Genomic DNA, 15,848 nt, shown 5'->3' with positions numbered 1-15,848 from the left:
TGACAGCTCGGAACTCTTTATTACTGACTAAACAAAAGGCCGCGTTAAGAGCGACCTTTCATTACCGATTCGTTTATCTCTATTGGATAGGATCCAACTGATCAATTGGCCAACGAGGTTTCGCCTGAACAGAGAGATCCGCGACCTCACCATTTTTCAAGCGCTGCATACCTGCATAAGCAATCATGGCACCATTGTCAGTACAGAATTCGGTGCGTGGATAATACACTTCGCCACCAATCTTTTTCGCCAGTTGTTCAAGATCAGCACGTAAGCGACGGTTGGCACTGACACCACCAGCAATCACAATACGCTTGAACCCCGTTTGCTCCAGCGCACGTTTACACTTGATAGTCAGTGTTGCACACACCGCTTCCTCGAACGCCAAAGCGATATCAGCACGAGTTTGCTCATCATCACCATTTGCAGCGATGGTGTTCGCGGTAAATGTCTTAAGCCCTGAAAAGCTCATGTCCAAACCTGGTCGGTCTGTCATAGGGCGAGGGAATTTGAAGCGCCCCGGCGTTCCTTTCTCAGCAAGCTTAGACAGTAACGGACCGCCCGGATAATCAAGCCCCATGAGTTTAGCCGTTTTATCAAAGGCTTCACCCGCGGCATCATCAATCGACTCACCAAGAATCTTGTATTCCCCGATTCCTTTCACTTCAACCATCATTGAGTGACCACCTGAAACCAATACCGCAACAAATGGGAACGGTGGTGGATTGTCTTCAAGCATTGGAGCCAGAAGGTGACCTTCCATATGGTGAACAGGGACAGCAGGTACGCCCCATGCATACGCAATACTGCGACCTATGGTTGCGCCAACTAACAGCGCACCAACCAATCCAGGGCCTGCAGTATAAGCGATGCCATCAATATCTTTAGGCGTTAGGTTCGCTTCTTTCATCGCCGCTTTAATCAGTGGGATGGTTTTTTTTACGTGGTCACGAGAAGCCAGTTCCGGTACCACACCGCCGTAATCAGCGTGCAGTTTTACTTGGCTATATAGTTGATGAGAAAGCAGTCCTTTCTCATCATCATAAATTGCAATGCCCGTTTCATCACAAGAGGTTTCGATACCAATAATGCGCATGCTTTACCTAGGATGTGTTTATCTATAATTCAAAATTGGCGCAATATTACCGCGCCTTTGCTTCGCAAACAAATTTTGTGCAAACTGTACCCAACAAAACGCTTTACAAAGCTAGTGTGATCGGATTAAAATTCCGCACCATTTTTGATCAAGCTGATTGTAGACCCAGCGAATGAGCTAGGTACTGTGAAGTCAGCATTAACGAATTAACCCCTGAGGTGAAAGGCATATGCCAGTAGTTAAAGTACGTGAAAACGAACCGTTCGACGTTGCTCTACGTCGTTTCAAACGCTCTTGCGAAAAAGCAGGTATCCTTTCTGAAGTGCGTCGTCGTGAGCACTACGAAAAACCAACTACAGTTCGCAAACGCGCTAAAGCAGCAGCTCAAAAGCGTCACGCTAAGAAGCTAGCTCGCGAAAACGCTCGTCGCGTTCGCCTGTACTAATAACTAAGTCCTAAAGGATTATAGTTATGGCTCTTATTGATACGCTCAAAGAAGAGCAAAAATTAGCGATGAAAGCCAAGGACAAACTGCGCCTTGGCACTATTCGTTTAGCATTGTCAGCCATTAAGCAACGTGAAGTCGATGAACAGATTACTCTGGGCGACGACGACATTCTTGCTGTTCTGACTAAAATGGTTAAACAACGTCGCGATTCTGTCGCTCAATTCGAATCAGCGGGTCGTCAAGATCTGGCTGACGCGGAGCAAGCTGAAATTGCTGTACTTGAGGATTTCATGCCTCAACCACTCACTGAAGAAGAAGTCGCTGCACTGGTTGAAAGTGCAATTGCTGAATCCGGTGCTGCGGGCATGCAAGACATGGGTAAAGTAATGGGCGTGCTTAAGCCGCAAATTCAAGGGCGCGCAGATATGGGTAAAGTAAGTGGTTTAGTTCGCGCTAAACTTGCTTAATAGCCCAACCAAAATTGCAGCAAGCCGTGCTATCCTCTGGAATGCGCGGCTTGTTTGTATCTACTCTTTCGTTAATTTAAGTTAGTGCGTTTTTCTAAGGTTTTATGGCAGGACACATCCCTCGTAGTTTTATAGATGATCTTCTTGCTCGACTTGATATCGTCGACATCATTGATGCACGAGTAAAACTTAAGAAAAAAGGCAAAAACTACAGCGCCTGCTGTCCATTCCACAACGAAAAAACCCCCTCTTTCTCTGTCAGCCAAGAGAAGCAGTTTTACCATTGCTTTGGTTGTGGCGCTCACGGAAATGCCATCGACTTTTTGATGGAATATGAACGACTAGAGTTTGTTGAAGCGATTGAAGAACTTGCCTCCTTTCTTGGTTTGGATGTGCCTCGAGAGCAGCGACAAGGTGGCGGATTTCAATCCAACCAACCTCAAGCAAGCAGTGCACAGAAGCGCAGTCTTTATGATTTAATGGGCAGCATTGCTCAGTTCTACCGTGATCAACTAAAGCAATCTTCTAGTAAGGTCGCTATCGAATACTTAAAAGAGCGCGGGCTTTCCGGTGAAATCGTCCAGAAGTTTGGCATCGGCTACGTTGCGGATGAATGGGATCTGGTGCGGAAGAATTTCGGACAGCAACAACAGACACAAGAGATGCTCGTCTCTGGCGGCATGTTGATCGAAAATGATAAAGGTAACCGCTACGACCGTTTTCGCGGCCGAGTAATGTTTCCCATCAGAGATCGACGCGGCCGGGTCATTGGCTTTGGCGGACGAGTCATTGGCGATGGCACACCAAAGTATCTAAACTCCCCAGAAACTCCTATCTTCCATAAAGGCAAAGAGCTTTACGGTTTGTATGAAGTCATGCAAGCGTATCGAGAGCCAGCAAAAATCTTGGTGGTGGAAGGCTATATGGATGTGGTGGCACTGGCTCAGTATGGTGTTGACTACTCCGTCGCTTCTCTGGGTACATCCACCACGGGTGATCACATTCAACTGCTGTTTCGCCAAACCAATACCGTTGTCTGCTGCTACGACGGCGACCGAGCAGGTAAAGAAGCGGCATGGCGAGCATTGGAAAACGCTCTCCAATATCTAAAAACAGGTAACACGCTTAAATTCCTGTTCTTACCGGATGGCGAAGACCCAGACAGCTATGTCAGAAAATACGGCAAAGCAGCGTTTGAAGAGCAGATAGAAAAAGCAACGCCACTCTCAAGCTACCTGTTTGACAACTTAATAGAAATTCATCAACTGAACTTGGGAAGTAATGAGGGTAAATCGGCCCTACGCGCTCATGCCAGCGCACTGATCAACAAAATTCCTGATCCTTACTTCCAAGAGTTACTTGAGAAACTACTAGATGAACGCACGGGGTTTGACAATCGCCTGCGTCAGACTCGTAAGAAAAGCGCAGAAACTCGACCTCAACCGCACAAAGAGATTAAGCGAACTCCGATGCGCGAGGTAATCGCTTTGCTTATTCAAAATCCGAGCTATGCTCAAATGGTACCGGACCTCTCATCTGTGAGAGAGTTAACAGTACCAGGACTAAGTTTATTTGTTGAGGTGCTTGAATATTGTCACATGCACCCCAATGTTACTACGGGTCAGTTAATTGAACACTGGCGAAACTCTAGCCATGAGGCTTTACTTTCACGTCTCGCAGGGTGGGAAATCCCCGTAGAAGACGACAACGAACAAGATATATTCTTAGATTCATTGGACAAAATACTTGCCCAGTGCGTTGAAAAACAAATTGAAAACCTGCAGGCCAAAGAAAGAAGTGTCGGTTTATCAACCGAAGAAAGAAGGGAGCTGCTAGCGCTAATGCTAGATTTAAAAGCGTAACCCTGTTCGAATAGTCAGCAATCAATTAATTTGTTATTATGTGTGGTTTGCAACTCGCATACTAATTCCTTCACCAGATACTAAGTTGGATACCGTCTATGGATCAAAATCCGCAGTCACAGCTAAAACTACTTGTCCTTAAAGGCAAGGAACAAGGCTATCTGACCTACGCAGAAGTAAACGACCACCTACCAGCAGAAATCGTAGATTCAGAGCAGGTAGAAGATATCATTCAGATGATCAATGACATGGGTATCCGTGTTGTTGAGACAGCACCTGACGCTGACGACCTTGCACTGAATGATGATGAAACCATCACCGATGAAGATGCAGCAGAAGCTGCGGCAGCCGCGCTTTCTAGTGTAGAAAACGAAATCGGCCGCACCACAGACCCAGTTCGTATGTACATGCGTGAAATGGGTACTGTAGAACTGCTTACTCGCGAAGGCGAGATCGACATCGCGAAGCGTATTGAAGATGGTATTAACCAAGTTCAAAACGCCGTGGCTGAGTATCCAGGCACAATTCCGTACATCCTTGAGCAATTTGATAAGGTCCAAGCGGAAGAGCTTCGCCTTACTGACCTCATTACAGGTTTCGTTGACCCAGACGCTGATGAAACAGCCGCTCCGACGGCCACTCACATCGGCTCTGAGCTCGCAGAATCAGAACTTAAAGATGAAGATGCTGAAGACGTGGAAGACGAAGAAGAAGATGGCGAAGACGATGATGATAGCGAAGAGGATACAGGTATTGATCCTGAATTCGCGCTTGAGAAATTCACATCACTTCGCAATACGTTCCAAAACTTCCAGTTAGCGTGCAATGAGTACGGTAACGAAAGTCCGAAAGCGCAAATTGCTCACGAACTCGTTTTAGACGTATTTAAAGAATTCCGTCTAACACCAAAACAGTTTGACTATCTGGTTAATGAGCTTCGTACTTCTATGGAGCGTGTTCGTACTCAAGAGCGTCTTATCATGAAGGCGTCGGTTGAATACGGCAAGATGCCGAAGAAGTCGTTTATCTCTCTATTCAGTGGTAACGAATCAAGCGATGCTTGGTTAGATGAAATCTTAGCTTCTGATAAACCGTACGCAGACAAGATTCGTCGTAGTGAAGACGATATTCGTCGTTCAATCATGAAGCTTAAAATGATTGAAGAAGAGACGTCTCTAACTGTACAGAGCATTAAAGACATCAGCCGTCGTATGTCTATCGGTGAAGCGAAAGCTCGCCGTGCTAAGAAAGAGATGGTTGAAGCGAACTTACGTCTTGTAATCTCTATTGCGAAAAAGTACACCAACCGTGGTCTACAGTTCTTGGATCTTATCCAAGAAGGTAACATCGGTTTGATGAAAGCCGTCGACAAATTCGAATACCGCCGAGGTTACAAGTTCTCGACCTACGCGACATGGTGGATTCGTCAGGCAATCACTCGCTCTATCGCTGACCAAGCTCGAACCATTCGTATTCCGGTGCACATGATCGAAACGATCAACAAGCTTAACCGTATCTCTCGCCAAATGCTGCAAGAGATGGGTCGAGAGCCACTTCCGGAAGAATTGGCAGAGCGTATGCAAATGCCAGAAGACAAGATCCGCAAAGTGCTGAAAATTGCCAAAGAGCCAATCTCAATGGAGACACCAATCGGTGACGACGAAGATTCGCATCTAGGTGATTTTATCGAGGATACAACACTAGAGCTGCCATTAGACTCAGCAACAGCAACGAGCCTAAAAGTAGCCACTAAAGATGTTTTAGCTGGTTTGACACCTCGTGAAGCGAAAGTACTGCGTATGCGTTTCGGCATCGACATGAATACTGACCATACACTTGAAGAAGTCGGTAAACAATTTGATGTAACGCGTGAGCGTATCCGTCAGATCGAAGCGAAAGCATTGCGTAAACTTCGTCACCCTAGCCGCTCAGAAACCCTGCGCAGCTTCCTAGACGAGTAATCGCTTAGACGAAAATGATTAAAAGGTGAGCAATAGCTCACCTTTTTTGTATTTCATTGATTTAAGTGAATAAAAACTAAGCGCATTTAGCTACCACAGTGGCTAGACAGCAATACCTGCTTCCCCTATAATCATTGCCCTATATGGCCCCTTAGCTCAGTGGTTAGAGCAGTCGACTCATAATCGATTGGTCCGCAGTTCAAGTCTGCGAGGGGCCACCACTTCTTTCTCAAGAAGCAAATAGAATTAAAAAGGCCTGAGAGCGTTATCGCTTCTCAGGCCTTTTGCATTTTAGGTTACCCGATTAAAAACCTTTCGCTTTTTTGATCAGGTCGTAGGCGTTTTGAATCTCTTGCGCTTTTTCTTTCGCCACATTCATCATTTCGGGCGGTAAACCTTTCGCCATTAGTTTGTCCGGGTGATGCTCGTTCATTAGCTTACGATAAGCTCGCTTTACGCTTTTAGCATCTGCGCTGCTGTCGACCCCAAGCAACTTATAGGCATCGCTAAGCTGGTCTGCCGTAGACGCTTGTTGCCAAGAGCTTCCAGACTGATGAGAGTGCCCTCCCCCCGTTTGCCCACCAAAACCACCTTGCTGAAAGCGAAAAGCCGCTTCTTGCATACGAAGACGCTGTTCCAGCTGTTCAGAAGAGAAACCCAAACCGCGTGCCACTTTATGAAGAACATTTCGCTCACTCGGATGAAGGTCGCCATCTGCAAATGCTGCAGAGATTTGGAGCTCTAAGAAAAACTGCATCAAGTCAAAACGACCACCAGAAGAGATACGCACACGCTCAAGCACTGTTTCCAACGGGAAATCACTCTCCTTCCCCTCACGGAATGCATTTTGTGCCGCACGTCTCTGCTCACCATGTAGATTCATTCGATCCATCATGGTGGAAGCCAGTTGGATTTCTTCGCGAGTAACTTGGCCTTTGGCCTTTGCAACATGTCCCATCACTGCGAATGCCGCTTTAAAGAACTCTTCTTGGCGCTCAGTTTGACTCGGGCCAGAGCCAAAATTGCTGTTGAAACCGGCTTGTCTCAATCGGCGTGCTTTATCGAACTGATGGCCTATAAACAAGCCAAACAGTGCGCCGACAGGGCCTCCAAATAGAAAGCCAAAAAAGAAACCTAGTATTTTGCCGAAAATATGCATTATGTGCTCTCAATCTCTGAATTTTTTCGTCGTTAAGCGGTCTGATAGTGCTGTTAGCTACAAATTCCTTTATCATAAGGACCGTTTATTTTACATTCGGTCATCAACGCCTAGCCATTAGATAACCTCAACGACTTGAGGGTAGTTAGTGCTACGGCCGGATATATCAAGTTAGACAGGATAGTAAAACTCGATGTCACGTTTTTCCCGCACCTTGTTAGCCGCTTCCATCAGTGCTGCTTTTTTTGTGCCTCAGACTCAAGCCGAAGCTACGTTAAACGATAGTGTGCAGGAACTGCCCGCTATAGATCAATGTTTGATCAACGAACCTGAGCCAGAAAATCCAAATCAACAGCCAGTTAAGGTCGAAGCAGATAGCTTGGAAGCCATTAATGGCAACAAAGCCACCTATAAAGGTGATGTCGTGGTTGTGCAAGGCAAAAAACGCTTTCAAGCCGACCAAGTAACCTTACATGAAAAAGAAAATATCATTGTCGCTGAAGGCAACGTGGCATTCAGTGATGGAACGGTAAAATCTCAGTCAGACAAGGTCACCAATAACCTCACCACCGAAGACATTACGCTCGAAAACACCAAGTACAAGTTTTTGTGTGAGCCTGGTCGTGGCGATGCCGTCTACATTGCTAAAACCGGTAAAGCCGTTTATGAAATGAAAGATGGCAGCATCACCTCTTGTCCAGAAGGGGATAATGCGTGGCGAATGCGCGCATCAGGCATCGACGTCGATCAGAATGAAGAAGTCGCGACGTTTTACAACCCTCGCTTTGAAGTGATGGACGTGCCTGTTTTCTACGTGCCATATCTTACCGTACCGATTGGCGATACACGAAAGACCGGTTTTCTCTACCCAACAGCCTCTTACGGCTCAAGTGATGGTCTAGAGCTAGAAATTCCGTTCTACTGGAATATTGCGCCCAACTACGACCTAGAAACTGAAATCAAGTACATGCAGCAACGCGGTACTCAGTTAAACAATAAATTCCGCTACTTATCGATATTTGGTGAGGGTGAAATCGAAGCTGAATATCTTCCGAATGATAGAAAGTTCACCGAGAAAGGGGATCGCTGGGGTTTCCAATACACTCATGAAGGCATCTATCAGCAAGCCTGGAAGTTTAACATCGACTACTCACAAGTCAGTGATGTTGATTACTTCACCGATGTCGATTCGAGCATTGGTAATCGAGAAGATGGCCAGCTAGTTCAGGAAGGGAAAGTACAGTACCGTTCAACAAACTGGGATGCCACTCTACTCACTCGTGACTTCCAAGTATTAACTGAGAGCGACAACTTACCCTACCACATCTTGCCGCAGGTTAAGTTCAACTACTACTCACCTGAGCTGCTGCGCTACCTAGACTTTGATGTCATCAGCCACGTGACACGATTCGATACCGAAGCCGATGGCAAGCCAGCAGCAACTCGTGTTCATGTGGAACCAGGTTTTACCGTACCGTTAGGCACGACTTGGGGGACATGGACGACTGAAGCTCGTCTGCTTGGTACTTACTATCAACAAGATTTAACAGGGGTCAGCGACTCTGAGCTCGAAGAACGCGTAACCCGTGTAATGCCAGAAGTGCGCTCGCTCGCTGGGGTTGTATTAGAGCGAGATACCATCGTTCTCGACAATTACACGCAAACGCTAGAGCCACAGGTACAGTATCTTTACATCCCAGAGGTTGAGCAAAACAACATTGCCAACTACGACACAACTTTACTGCAAACCGACTACTACGGATTATTCCGCAGTCGTAAATACAGCGGCGTCGATAAAATTCAAGGGGCCAACCAGTTCAGTTATGGTGCCAGCTCCCGCTTTTATGATAGTGATTATAAAGAGCGCCTGAGCGTGTCTTTCGGCCAAATCATATACCTTGATCGGACCAACCGATTAGACAGTTCCTCTGACGAACCATCCAACTACTCCGCATGGGCCGTTGAGATGGACTTTAATTACGGCGATTACCTCTTTTATCATGGTGGCGTACAATACGACGTCGACGCCAGTGAAATTCAAGTCGGCAACAGTACGCTTGAATATCGTTTTGATAAAGGTTACCTACAAGGTAACTATCGTTACGTAACCCGCAGCTACATTGAGAATACCCTAGGTGACAGCCTAGGTGACTTAGACTCTATTACTGAAGATGGTATTTCACAAGGTGGTTTGTTGGGTAGCTATAAACTAAGTCGTCATTGGGATGCAAGCGCGCAATATTTCTATGACTTCACAACCGAACAAACCATAGAATGGTTAGGGCGAATTAACTATACCTCTGACTGTTGGTATGTCGGTGTATCGTATAGTAACCAGCTACGTAACTGGGACCCAGACTTTAACAGCTACCCGGACTCAGAACCTGAATATGAGAATAACTTCAGCGTTAACTTCGGCATCATCGGCTTTGGTACAAACCTAGGTGGTGGCTCTGGTAGTAGCGATAACTCATTGGGCTATGGTCGCCCATTCTTCTTAAACAACTAATTTGACCGTTTGCTGTCTAAAACTACAGCAAACGATGAATGGATAGGACGACAAATGAAATTTTGGAAACAGTCTCTGTTAGCGGTATTGGCTGCGAGTCAATTTGGCCTAGCTTCAGCACAACCTGTCGCGCTGGATAAGATCAATGTCATTGTTAATGGTGGTGTGATTCTGGAGAGCGACATTGATACTTCGATCAAGACTCTCAAAGCGAATGCGAAAAAGAGCGGTCAAGGTTTACCAACTGCGGATGTGCTGCGTCAGCAAGTGACAGAAAAACTCATCATCGACACGCTGCAGCAACAAGAAGCAGAGCGCATTGGTATTCGCATTGACGATAACCGCTTAAATGAAGCCATTGAAGAAATTGCAAAAAACAACAATCAAACTATTGAGCAGCTCAGTGACTCTATTGCCGCAGAAGGCTTAGAGTATTCTGAGTTTCGTGAGCAAGTGCGTAAAGAGATTGCCGCAACAGAAGCTCGTAATGCTTTAGTACGTCGCCGCATTAATATCTTGCCAGCTGAAGTCGATAACCTAGCCAATATCTTAGCTCAAGAAACCAATGCAACCGTACAGTACAAGATCGGCCATATTCAACTGCGTGTGAACGATGGTGATGACGCATCAGCGATTGAGCAGCAAGCAAAAGAGATCGTTGCGAAGCTCAACAATGGTTCTGACTTTGCGACCATGGCTTATACCTATTCAAAAGGCCCTAAAGCCTTGCAAGGTGGCGATTGGGGCTGGATGCGCAAAGAAGAGATGCCAACCATCTTTGCCGATCAAGTGGGCGTGCAGAATAAAGGCAGCATTATTGGTCCGTTCCGTAGCGGTGTGGGTTTCCATATTCTTAAAATTGAAGATGTCAAAGGTCTAGAGACGGTAGCCGTAACCGAAGTCAACGCGCGTCATATTTTGATTCGCCCAACGGTTATCTTAAGTGATGACGGTGTACAGAAAGAGCTAAATGAAATCATTGCCCGTATTCAGTCTGGTGAAGCAACCTTTGGTGAGCTCGCGCGTCAGTACAGCCAAGATCCTGGCTCGGCTGCGCAAAATGGTGAGCTAGGCTACCAAACCTCGGACCTTTATGTTCCTGAGTTTAAACACCAAGTTGATACCCTACCTGAAGGGAAAATCAGTCAACCATTCAAAACTGTTCACGGTTGGCACATTGTTGAAGTCCTTGATCGTCGTCAAGTTGACCGCACCGATTCCGCAATGAAGAACAAAGCTTACCGTATCTTGTTTAACCGTAAGTTCAATGAAGAAGCCAGTGCTTGGCTTCAAGAACTAAGAGCCAGTGCCTTTGTTGAAATGATTAAGGACAACGAAAATGACAGTTAAGCGCATCATAGTGACAGCAGGGGAGCCTGCTGGCATTGGTCCCGACTTAGTACTGGCTTTGTCTAAAGAGAGCTGGGCGCACCAAATAGTCGTGTGCGCCGACAAATTCTTGTTACAACAACGTGCAGAACAGTTAGGGATTGCGGTTAACCTAATCGATTATCAACCGGGCCTAAAACCTGAAGCCCAACAGGCCGGTTCGCTTATCGTTGATCATATTGAACTTGCAGCGCCCGTAACCGCTGGTGAGCTAAACGAAGCAAATGGTCACTATGTGTTAAAAACACTAGAAAGAGCCGCTTTAGGCTGTATGAATGGTGAATTTGATGCTATTGTCACCGGCCCTGTTCACAAGGGGGTGATCAACCGTGCGGGTGTCGCGTTTAGTGGTCATACTGAATTTTTTGCTGAAAAGTCGAATACGCCCCTCGTTGTGATGATGCTTGCTACCGAAGGATTACGTGTTGCTCTAGTAACAACCCATATCCCATTAGCCTATGTATCAAAAGCGGTTACCGCAGAGCGATTGGAAAAAATCATTGCTATTCTTCATACCGATTTGGTAGAGAAGTTTGCTATCCCATCGCCTAAAATCTACGTATGTGGTCTCAACCCGCATGCAGGTGAAGATGGCTGTCTTGGTAACGAAGAGATAGAAACCATCACACCAACACTTGAAATGCTGCGTCAACGTGATGGCCTAGACTTAATTGGGCCACTTCCGGCGGATACCATCTTCAATGAAAAATACCTTGAAGAGGCAGATGCAGTATTAGGGATGTACCACGATCAAGTACTTCCGGTACTAAAATACAAAGGGTTTGGCCGCTCAGTAAACATTACTTTGGGTCTACCTTTCATCAGGACCTCCGTTGATCACGGCACTGCACTCGATCTGGCTGGCACAGGCGATGCAGACACAGGAAGCTTCCGAACTGCATTGGCTCATGCGATTGAGCTTGTAGAAAAGAAAACCAGTTAACTTGAGAAAATTATGAGAAACGATGTCCACTTAGGGCACAAAGCACGTAAACGCTTTGGTCAAAACTTCTTGAACGATCCTTACATCATCGACGGGATTGTTTCTGCGATTAACCCTAGGCCAGGTCAAAATCTAGTAGAAATCGGTCCTGGTTTAGGTGCGATCACTGAGCCTGTAGGCCGTGAAGTCGATAAATTTACCGTAATTGAGCTTGACCGTGACCTTGCGGAACGTTTACGTAACCACCCTGAACTGGCTGATAAACTCACGATCCATGAAGGCGACGCGATGCGTTTTGATTTCACTCAACTAGTGAAACCAAACAATAAACTGCGTATCTTCGGTAACCTCCCATACAACATCTCGACCCCTTTGATGTTCCACTTGTTTGAATACCATAAAGATGTTCAAGACATGCACTTTATGTTGCAAAAAGAAGTGGTTAACCGCCTAGCTGCTGGCCCTGGCACCAAAGCATACGGTCGATTAACGGTCATGGCACAGTACTACTGTAAAGTCGTGCCAGTACTCGAAGTTCCACCAACTGCATTCGTCCCACCACCAAAAGTTGACTCAGCGGTGGTTCGACTTGTTCCTTATGAAGAGCTACCATACCCAGCCACAAGCCTAAACTGGCTTGATCGCGTATGTCGTGAAGGGTTTAACCAACGCCGCAAGACAGTACGTAACTGCTATAAAGGCTTGGTAGATGCAGAAACGTTAGAGAGCCTAGATATCAATCCGGGCATGCGTCCTGAGAACCTAACGTTGAAGCAGTTTGTCGATTTAGCGAACTGGCTAGACGCCAATCGCAAATAGTTTCAACTAGAATAAAAGGGTGATAAGCGTCAGTTTGTCACCCTTTGTTGGCTTTAAAGAGGAGTTTACATGGAAGCAGTCCCTTGTATAAAAGTCCAAGTTCATAGCAAGTACATTCCTGAACAGTCTCAGCCAGATGCGAATCGCTACTTGTTCGCTTATATGATTACCATCAAAAATCTAAGCAACCAAACCGTGCAATTACTTAGCCGCCGTTGGTTGATCACAGACGCCAACGGTAAGCAGTTAACTGTTGAAGGCGACGGTGTCGTTGGCCAGCAGCCCTTTATTTCTGGTAGCGATGAATACACTTACAGCAGTGGCACTGCGATAGAAACCCCTGTAGGGGTGATGCAAGGTCAATACATCATGCTTGATGAAAAAGGCAATCAGTTCATAGCTGAGATTGATCCGTTCCGCTTAGCGATACCTAATATTCTTAACTAACCAAAGGTTAATGCGTGTCTAACTACATCGTAGGTGATATCCAAGGGTGCTTTGATGAGCTGCAACAGTTACTACAACAAGCAGACTTCAACCCAAAGCATGACACTATATGGTTTGCAGGCGATCTGGTTGCCAGAGGTCCAAAGTCACTAGAAACCTTGCGCTACGTAAAAAGCCTAGGTCAAAGTGCCAAAGTCATTTTGGGCAACCATGACTTGCATCTACTCGCTGTGTCACTCGGCATCCACAAAGTCAAAAAGAAAGATCAGACCGCCCCCATTCTCGTCGCTAACGACAAAGATGAGCTACTAAATTGGCTTCGTCATCAGCCGCTACTGGCCGAGCACCCTGAATTCGTCATGTGTCATGCGGGTATTTCGCCACAATGGGATTTAGCACAAGCTCGCTCGGCAGCCAAAGAAGTAGAAACTATTTTGAAAAGTGACCAATGGACGTGGCTAATCGAGAACATGTACGACAATCAGCCAGACTATTGGCAGCCAACCTTGTCGGGCATTGAGCGCTATCGCTATACCATTAATGCTTTTACTCGAATGCGATTTTGCTTCTCAGACGGCCGCTTGGATATGGCGTGTAAATTACCTCCAAGTGAAGTAAAAGATAATACCTTGCTTCCTTGGTTCCAGTTAGCGGAACGTATCCCTTTGGAAAAAACCGTGCTATTTGGTCACTGGGCTGCACTAGAAGGGTACGAGGGCAAAGACGTCATTGGGTTAGACACCGGATGTGTCTGGGGTGGCAGCTTAACTATGCTACGCTGGGAAGATAAACAGTTCTTTGTCCAGCAAGCTATCCAGAACTAGTGAAAATGAAGGTTGATACCGAACTATCAACCTTCATTGATTGTCAGTCTCAAGCAAGCTTGCTATTTAGCTTTGCTTCTCTAACACCACAAAACGCATGTCGTAAGCGTTTTTCTCATCCGCGTTGAAGGTTTCTGTATAGGTCTCTTGGAACTCATTGCTCCACTGAGGGAACTGAGTATCGCCCTCAACATTAGCTTCAATATAGGTAACGTAAAGCTTACTGGCGAAAGGCAAACACGCTTGGTAAATGGTACCACCGCCGATGATCATAACCTCTTCTACTGAACCCGCAGCTTTTAATGCTTCTTCAATAGAAATAACCGTTGTGACGCCTTCAATCACTAACTCACTATCACGACTAATAACGATGTTCTGTCGTCCCGGTAGCGGTCGACCAATCGACTCATATGTCTTACGTCCCATGACCACAGGCTTGCCCATAGTGCAGCGTTTGAACCACGCGAAATCTGCAGGCAAATGCCAAGGCATCTGGTTGTCTTTGCCAATGACGCGATCATTGGCCATTGCAGCGATCATACTGATGATCATTCTTTTACTCCTGAGTGACACCGAACATTGTTGATAAAACAAATACCCAGCATAAATTAGACTATGGGTTTACGGCGATAGAATAACAACCCAGGCATGGCTAAGCCAACCGCTAAACCGGCAATAATAAACATGGCTTTAAGGAAATTTTCCATCAGCATCGCGACTAGCTCAGGACTGTACCCACGGTGATTAAGCTCAACCAGAGCGATCATGGCTTTAAAGGCAAACACACCCGGCACCATGGGAATCAAAGCAGCGACGGTAAAAACTTTAGGGTGAGCAAGAAAACGGCGCGACCAGTGAATCCCCACCATACTCACAATCATTGCAGCAAAGAAGGTCGCCCACTCTATTGGAATGCCAAAATGCATCATTAAGTAACGAGAACCATGACCAATCGCCCCCCCGAGCGCGCAATAAACCAACGCTTTTTGAGGCACGTTAAATACTAGCGCAAAGCCGACCGCAGGAATCGCGGCAAACAGCATATCGTTGGCTAGTCCAAACAATAAATCCCACATTTAGACCACCCACCCCCATACGCCGACCATACTCATCGCTGCCACAATACCTAAGCTAGTCGCAAGCGTCAGTAGACTTGCCATGACAAAACGGGCAATCCCCATGTTGATGTAGCCCTTCAACATATCTGCGACTGAGTTAATCAGGGGAAAACCTGGTACGAGCATCAACACTGACGAGGCCATGACAATAGAAGGCGAGTTGCCCAACTCATAAATCACCGCTTGGGCAGAAACGGCCGTCGTGACAAACGCGGTTACGGCAAAATTAAGCAGAGGGTTGAAGTGGCGGTGACCAATTTCCTGTCTAACCACCATCCCTGTCGCGGAAGCTAGAAAGGTCATCGCAAAGACCACCCAGTCACCACCAGCAAGGCGGCTAAACGCGGCGCAGGAAAGGCCAATCATAAACACCACCAGCCAGCGGTTGTAACGTTCTGGGCTAATTTTATCCAACTTATGCTGAGCCATTACAGGATCAATAATCCCCCGCTCTAACATAATACAGATGCGTTGGACCTGCGTGATTGCTCGCATGTTAATGCCACGATCTGGGCAGCGACGTGCGGTTGTAATGCAGTGCTCTTGATAAACCGTCGTCACCACAAGAGAACTGGCTGAAAGAGAGACCTCAACTTCATCCATGCCTGAAGCGATACCAAAGCGACGCATAAGGTCACCCACCAGTGTACTTTCAGCGCCATGTGCCAAAAGCATTTGCCCTGCCTGGGCAATCATGCGAGAGACCACTCGCTGTTTCGATGCCATGTTTCTATCCTACTCCTTTAGAATTCGGCTATTGTGCGGTGAAAAACAATTGCATGATTTGATTTAGACACAAAAAAACT

General features: G+C 46.4%; 15 protein-coding genes and 1 tRNA gene. 11 read left to right on the top strand and 5 right to left on the bottom strand.

Translation table 11 applies throughout. The features are described from left to right. Positions 1–79 precede the first annotated feature (79 nt). Positions 80–1,096 (bottom strand): tRNA (adenosine(37)-N6)-threonylcarbamoyltransferase complex transferase subunit TsaD, encoded by a 1,017-nt coding sequence (tsaD, locus tag RH45_RS01815; RefSeq protein WP_008073149.1) that lies wholly within the window; start codon positions 1,094–1,096, stop codon positions 80–82. 229 nt (positions 1,097–1,325) lie between these two features. On the opposite strand from tsaD, the gene rpsU reads away from it, so the two are divergent. The 5 genes from rpsU (at position 1,326) to RH45_RS01790 (ending at position 6,055) form a co-directional block, all read left to right on the top strand. Further along, on the top strand, positions 1,326–1,541 hold the full coding sequence (rpsU, locus tag RH45_RS01810; RefSeq protein ID WP_001145625.1) for a 30S ribosomal protein S21: 216 nt from the start codon (positions 1,326–1,328) through the stop codon (positions 1,539–1,541). Positions 1,542–1,567: 26 nt separating this feature from the next. Further along, complete coding sequence (locus RH45_RS01805; RefSeq protein ID WP_008073061.1) at positions 1,568–2,011, top strand: GatB/YqeY domain-containing protein; 444 nt, start codon at positions 1,568–1,570, stop codon at positions 2,009–2,011. A gap of 104 nt (positions 2,012–2,115) precedes the next feature. After that, positions 2,116–3,873: a DNA primase gene (gene dnaG, locus RH45_RS01800; protein WP_008073060.1), complete on the top strand. Its 1,758-nt coding sequence runs from the start codon at positions 2,116–2,118 to the stop codon at positions 3,871–3,873. A 98-nt stretch (positions 3,874–3,971) separates the two neighbouring features. After that, the gene (gene rpoD / locus RH45_RS01795) at positions 3,972–5,834 is read left to right on the top strand and encodes an RNA polymerase sigma factor RpoD (protein ID WP_008073059.1); all 1,863 of its coding nucleotides are present in this window, start codon (positions 3,972–3,974) and stop codon (positions 5,832–5,834) included. A gap of 145 nt (positions 5,835–5,979) precedes the next feature. Further along, a tRNA-Ile gene (locus RH45_RS01790) sits at positions 5,980–6,055 on the top strand. 83 nt (positions 6,056–6,138) lie between these two features. Here RH45_RS01790 and djlA read toward each other — a convergent pair. Next, positions 6,139–6,993, bottom strand: coding sequence for a co-chaperone DjlA (gene djlA / locus RH45_RS01785; RefSeq protein ID WP_008073056.1), 855 nt, complete (start codon positions 6,991–6,993; stop codon positions 6,139–6,141). Positions 6,994–7,186: 193 nt separating this feature from the next. Here djlA and lptD point away from each other — a divergent pair, with 193 nt between their 5' ends. The 6 genes from lptD to apaH all read left to right on the top strand — a co-directional run bounded on the left by lptD (position 7,187) and on the right by apaH (position 13,924). Then, positions 7,187–9,502 (top strand): LPS assembly protein LptD, encoded by a 2,316-nt coding sequence (gene lptD / locus RH45_RS01780; RefSeq protein ID WP_008073052.1) that lies wholly within the window; start codon positions 7,187–7,189, stop codon positions 9,500–9,502. Between the two features lie 54 nt (positions 9,503–9,556). Next, complete coding sequence (surA, locus tag RH45_RS01775; protein ID WP_008073051.1) at positions 9,557–10,852, top strand: peptidylprolyl isomerase SurA; 1,296 nt, start codon at positions 9,557–9,559, stop codon at positions 10,850–10,852. Further along, positions 10,842–11,834, top strand: coding sequence for a 4-hydroxythreonine-4-phosphate dehydrogenase PdxA (gene pdxA / locus RH45_RS01770; protein WP_008073049.1), 993 nt, complete (start codon positions 10,842–10,844; stop codon positions 11,832–11,834). Before surA ends, pdxA begins: the two co-directional genes overlap by 11 nt. A 12-nt stretch (positions 11,835–11,846) precedes the next feature. After that, positions 11,847–12,653 carry a 16S rRNA (adenine(1518)-N(6)/adenine(1519)-N(6))-dimethyltransferase RsmA gene (gene rsmA, locus RH45_RS01765; protein WP_008073047.1) on the top strand — a complete coding sequence of 269 codons (807 nt, stop codon included), beginning with the start codon at positions 11,847–11,849 and terminating at the stop codon, positions 12,651–12,653. A 69-nt stretch (positions 12,654–12,722) separates the two neighbouring features. Continuing rightward, positions 12,723–13,100, top strand: coding sequence for a Co2+/Mg2+ efflux protein ApaG (gene apaG / locus RH45_RS01760; RefSeq protein WP_008073045.1), 378 nt, complete (start codon positions 12,723–12,725; stop codon positions 13,098–13,100). Positions 13,101–13,114: 14 nt separating this feature from the next. After that, complete coding sequence (gene apaH / locus RH45_RS01755) at positions 13,115–13,924, top strand: bis(5'-nucleosyl)-tetraphosphatase (symmetrical) ApaH (protein ID WP_008073043.1); 810 nt, start codon at positions 13,115–13,117, stop codon at positions 13,922–13,924. Positions 13,925–13,990: 66 nt separating this feature from the next. Here the strand turns inward: apaH and folA are convergent, their stop codons facing one another. The 3 genes from folA to RH45_RS01740 are packed head-to-tail and all read right to left on the bottom strand — an operon-like array spanning position 13,991 to position 15,768. Then, positions 13,991–14,476 carry a type 3 dihydrofolate reductase gene (gene folA / locus RH45_RS01750; RefSeq protein WP_008073041.1) on the bottom strand — a complete coding sequence of 162 codons (486 nt, stop codon included), beginning with the start codon at positions 14,474–14,476 and terminating at the stop codon, positions 13,991–13,993. 56 nt (positions 14,477–14,532) lie between these two features. Continuing rightward, on the bottom strand, positions 14,533–15,000 hold the full coding sequence (locus RH45_RS01745; protein ID WP_008073027.1) for a threonine/serine exporter family protein: 468 nt from the start codon (positions 14,998–15,000) through the stop codon (positions 14,533–14,535). Then, positions 15,001–15,768, bottom strand: coding sequence for a threonine/serine exporter family protein (locus tag RH45_RS01740; RefSeq protein ID WP_008073024.1), 768 nt, complete (start codon positions 15,766–15,768; stop codon positions 15,001–15,003). It abuts the gene before it with no gap. Positions 15,769–15,848: the final 80 nt, after the last annotated feature.

This window comes from Vibrio sinaloensis DSM 21326, assembly GCF_000189275.1.
Classification (GTDB): Bacteria; Pseudomonadota; Gammaproteobacteria; order Enterobacterales; family Vibrionaceae; genus Vibrio; species Vibrio sinaloensis.
Note: the sequence above shows the minus strand (reverse complement) of the source record. Positions and strands in the feature narration are given on the sequence as shown.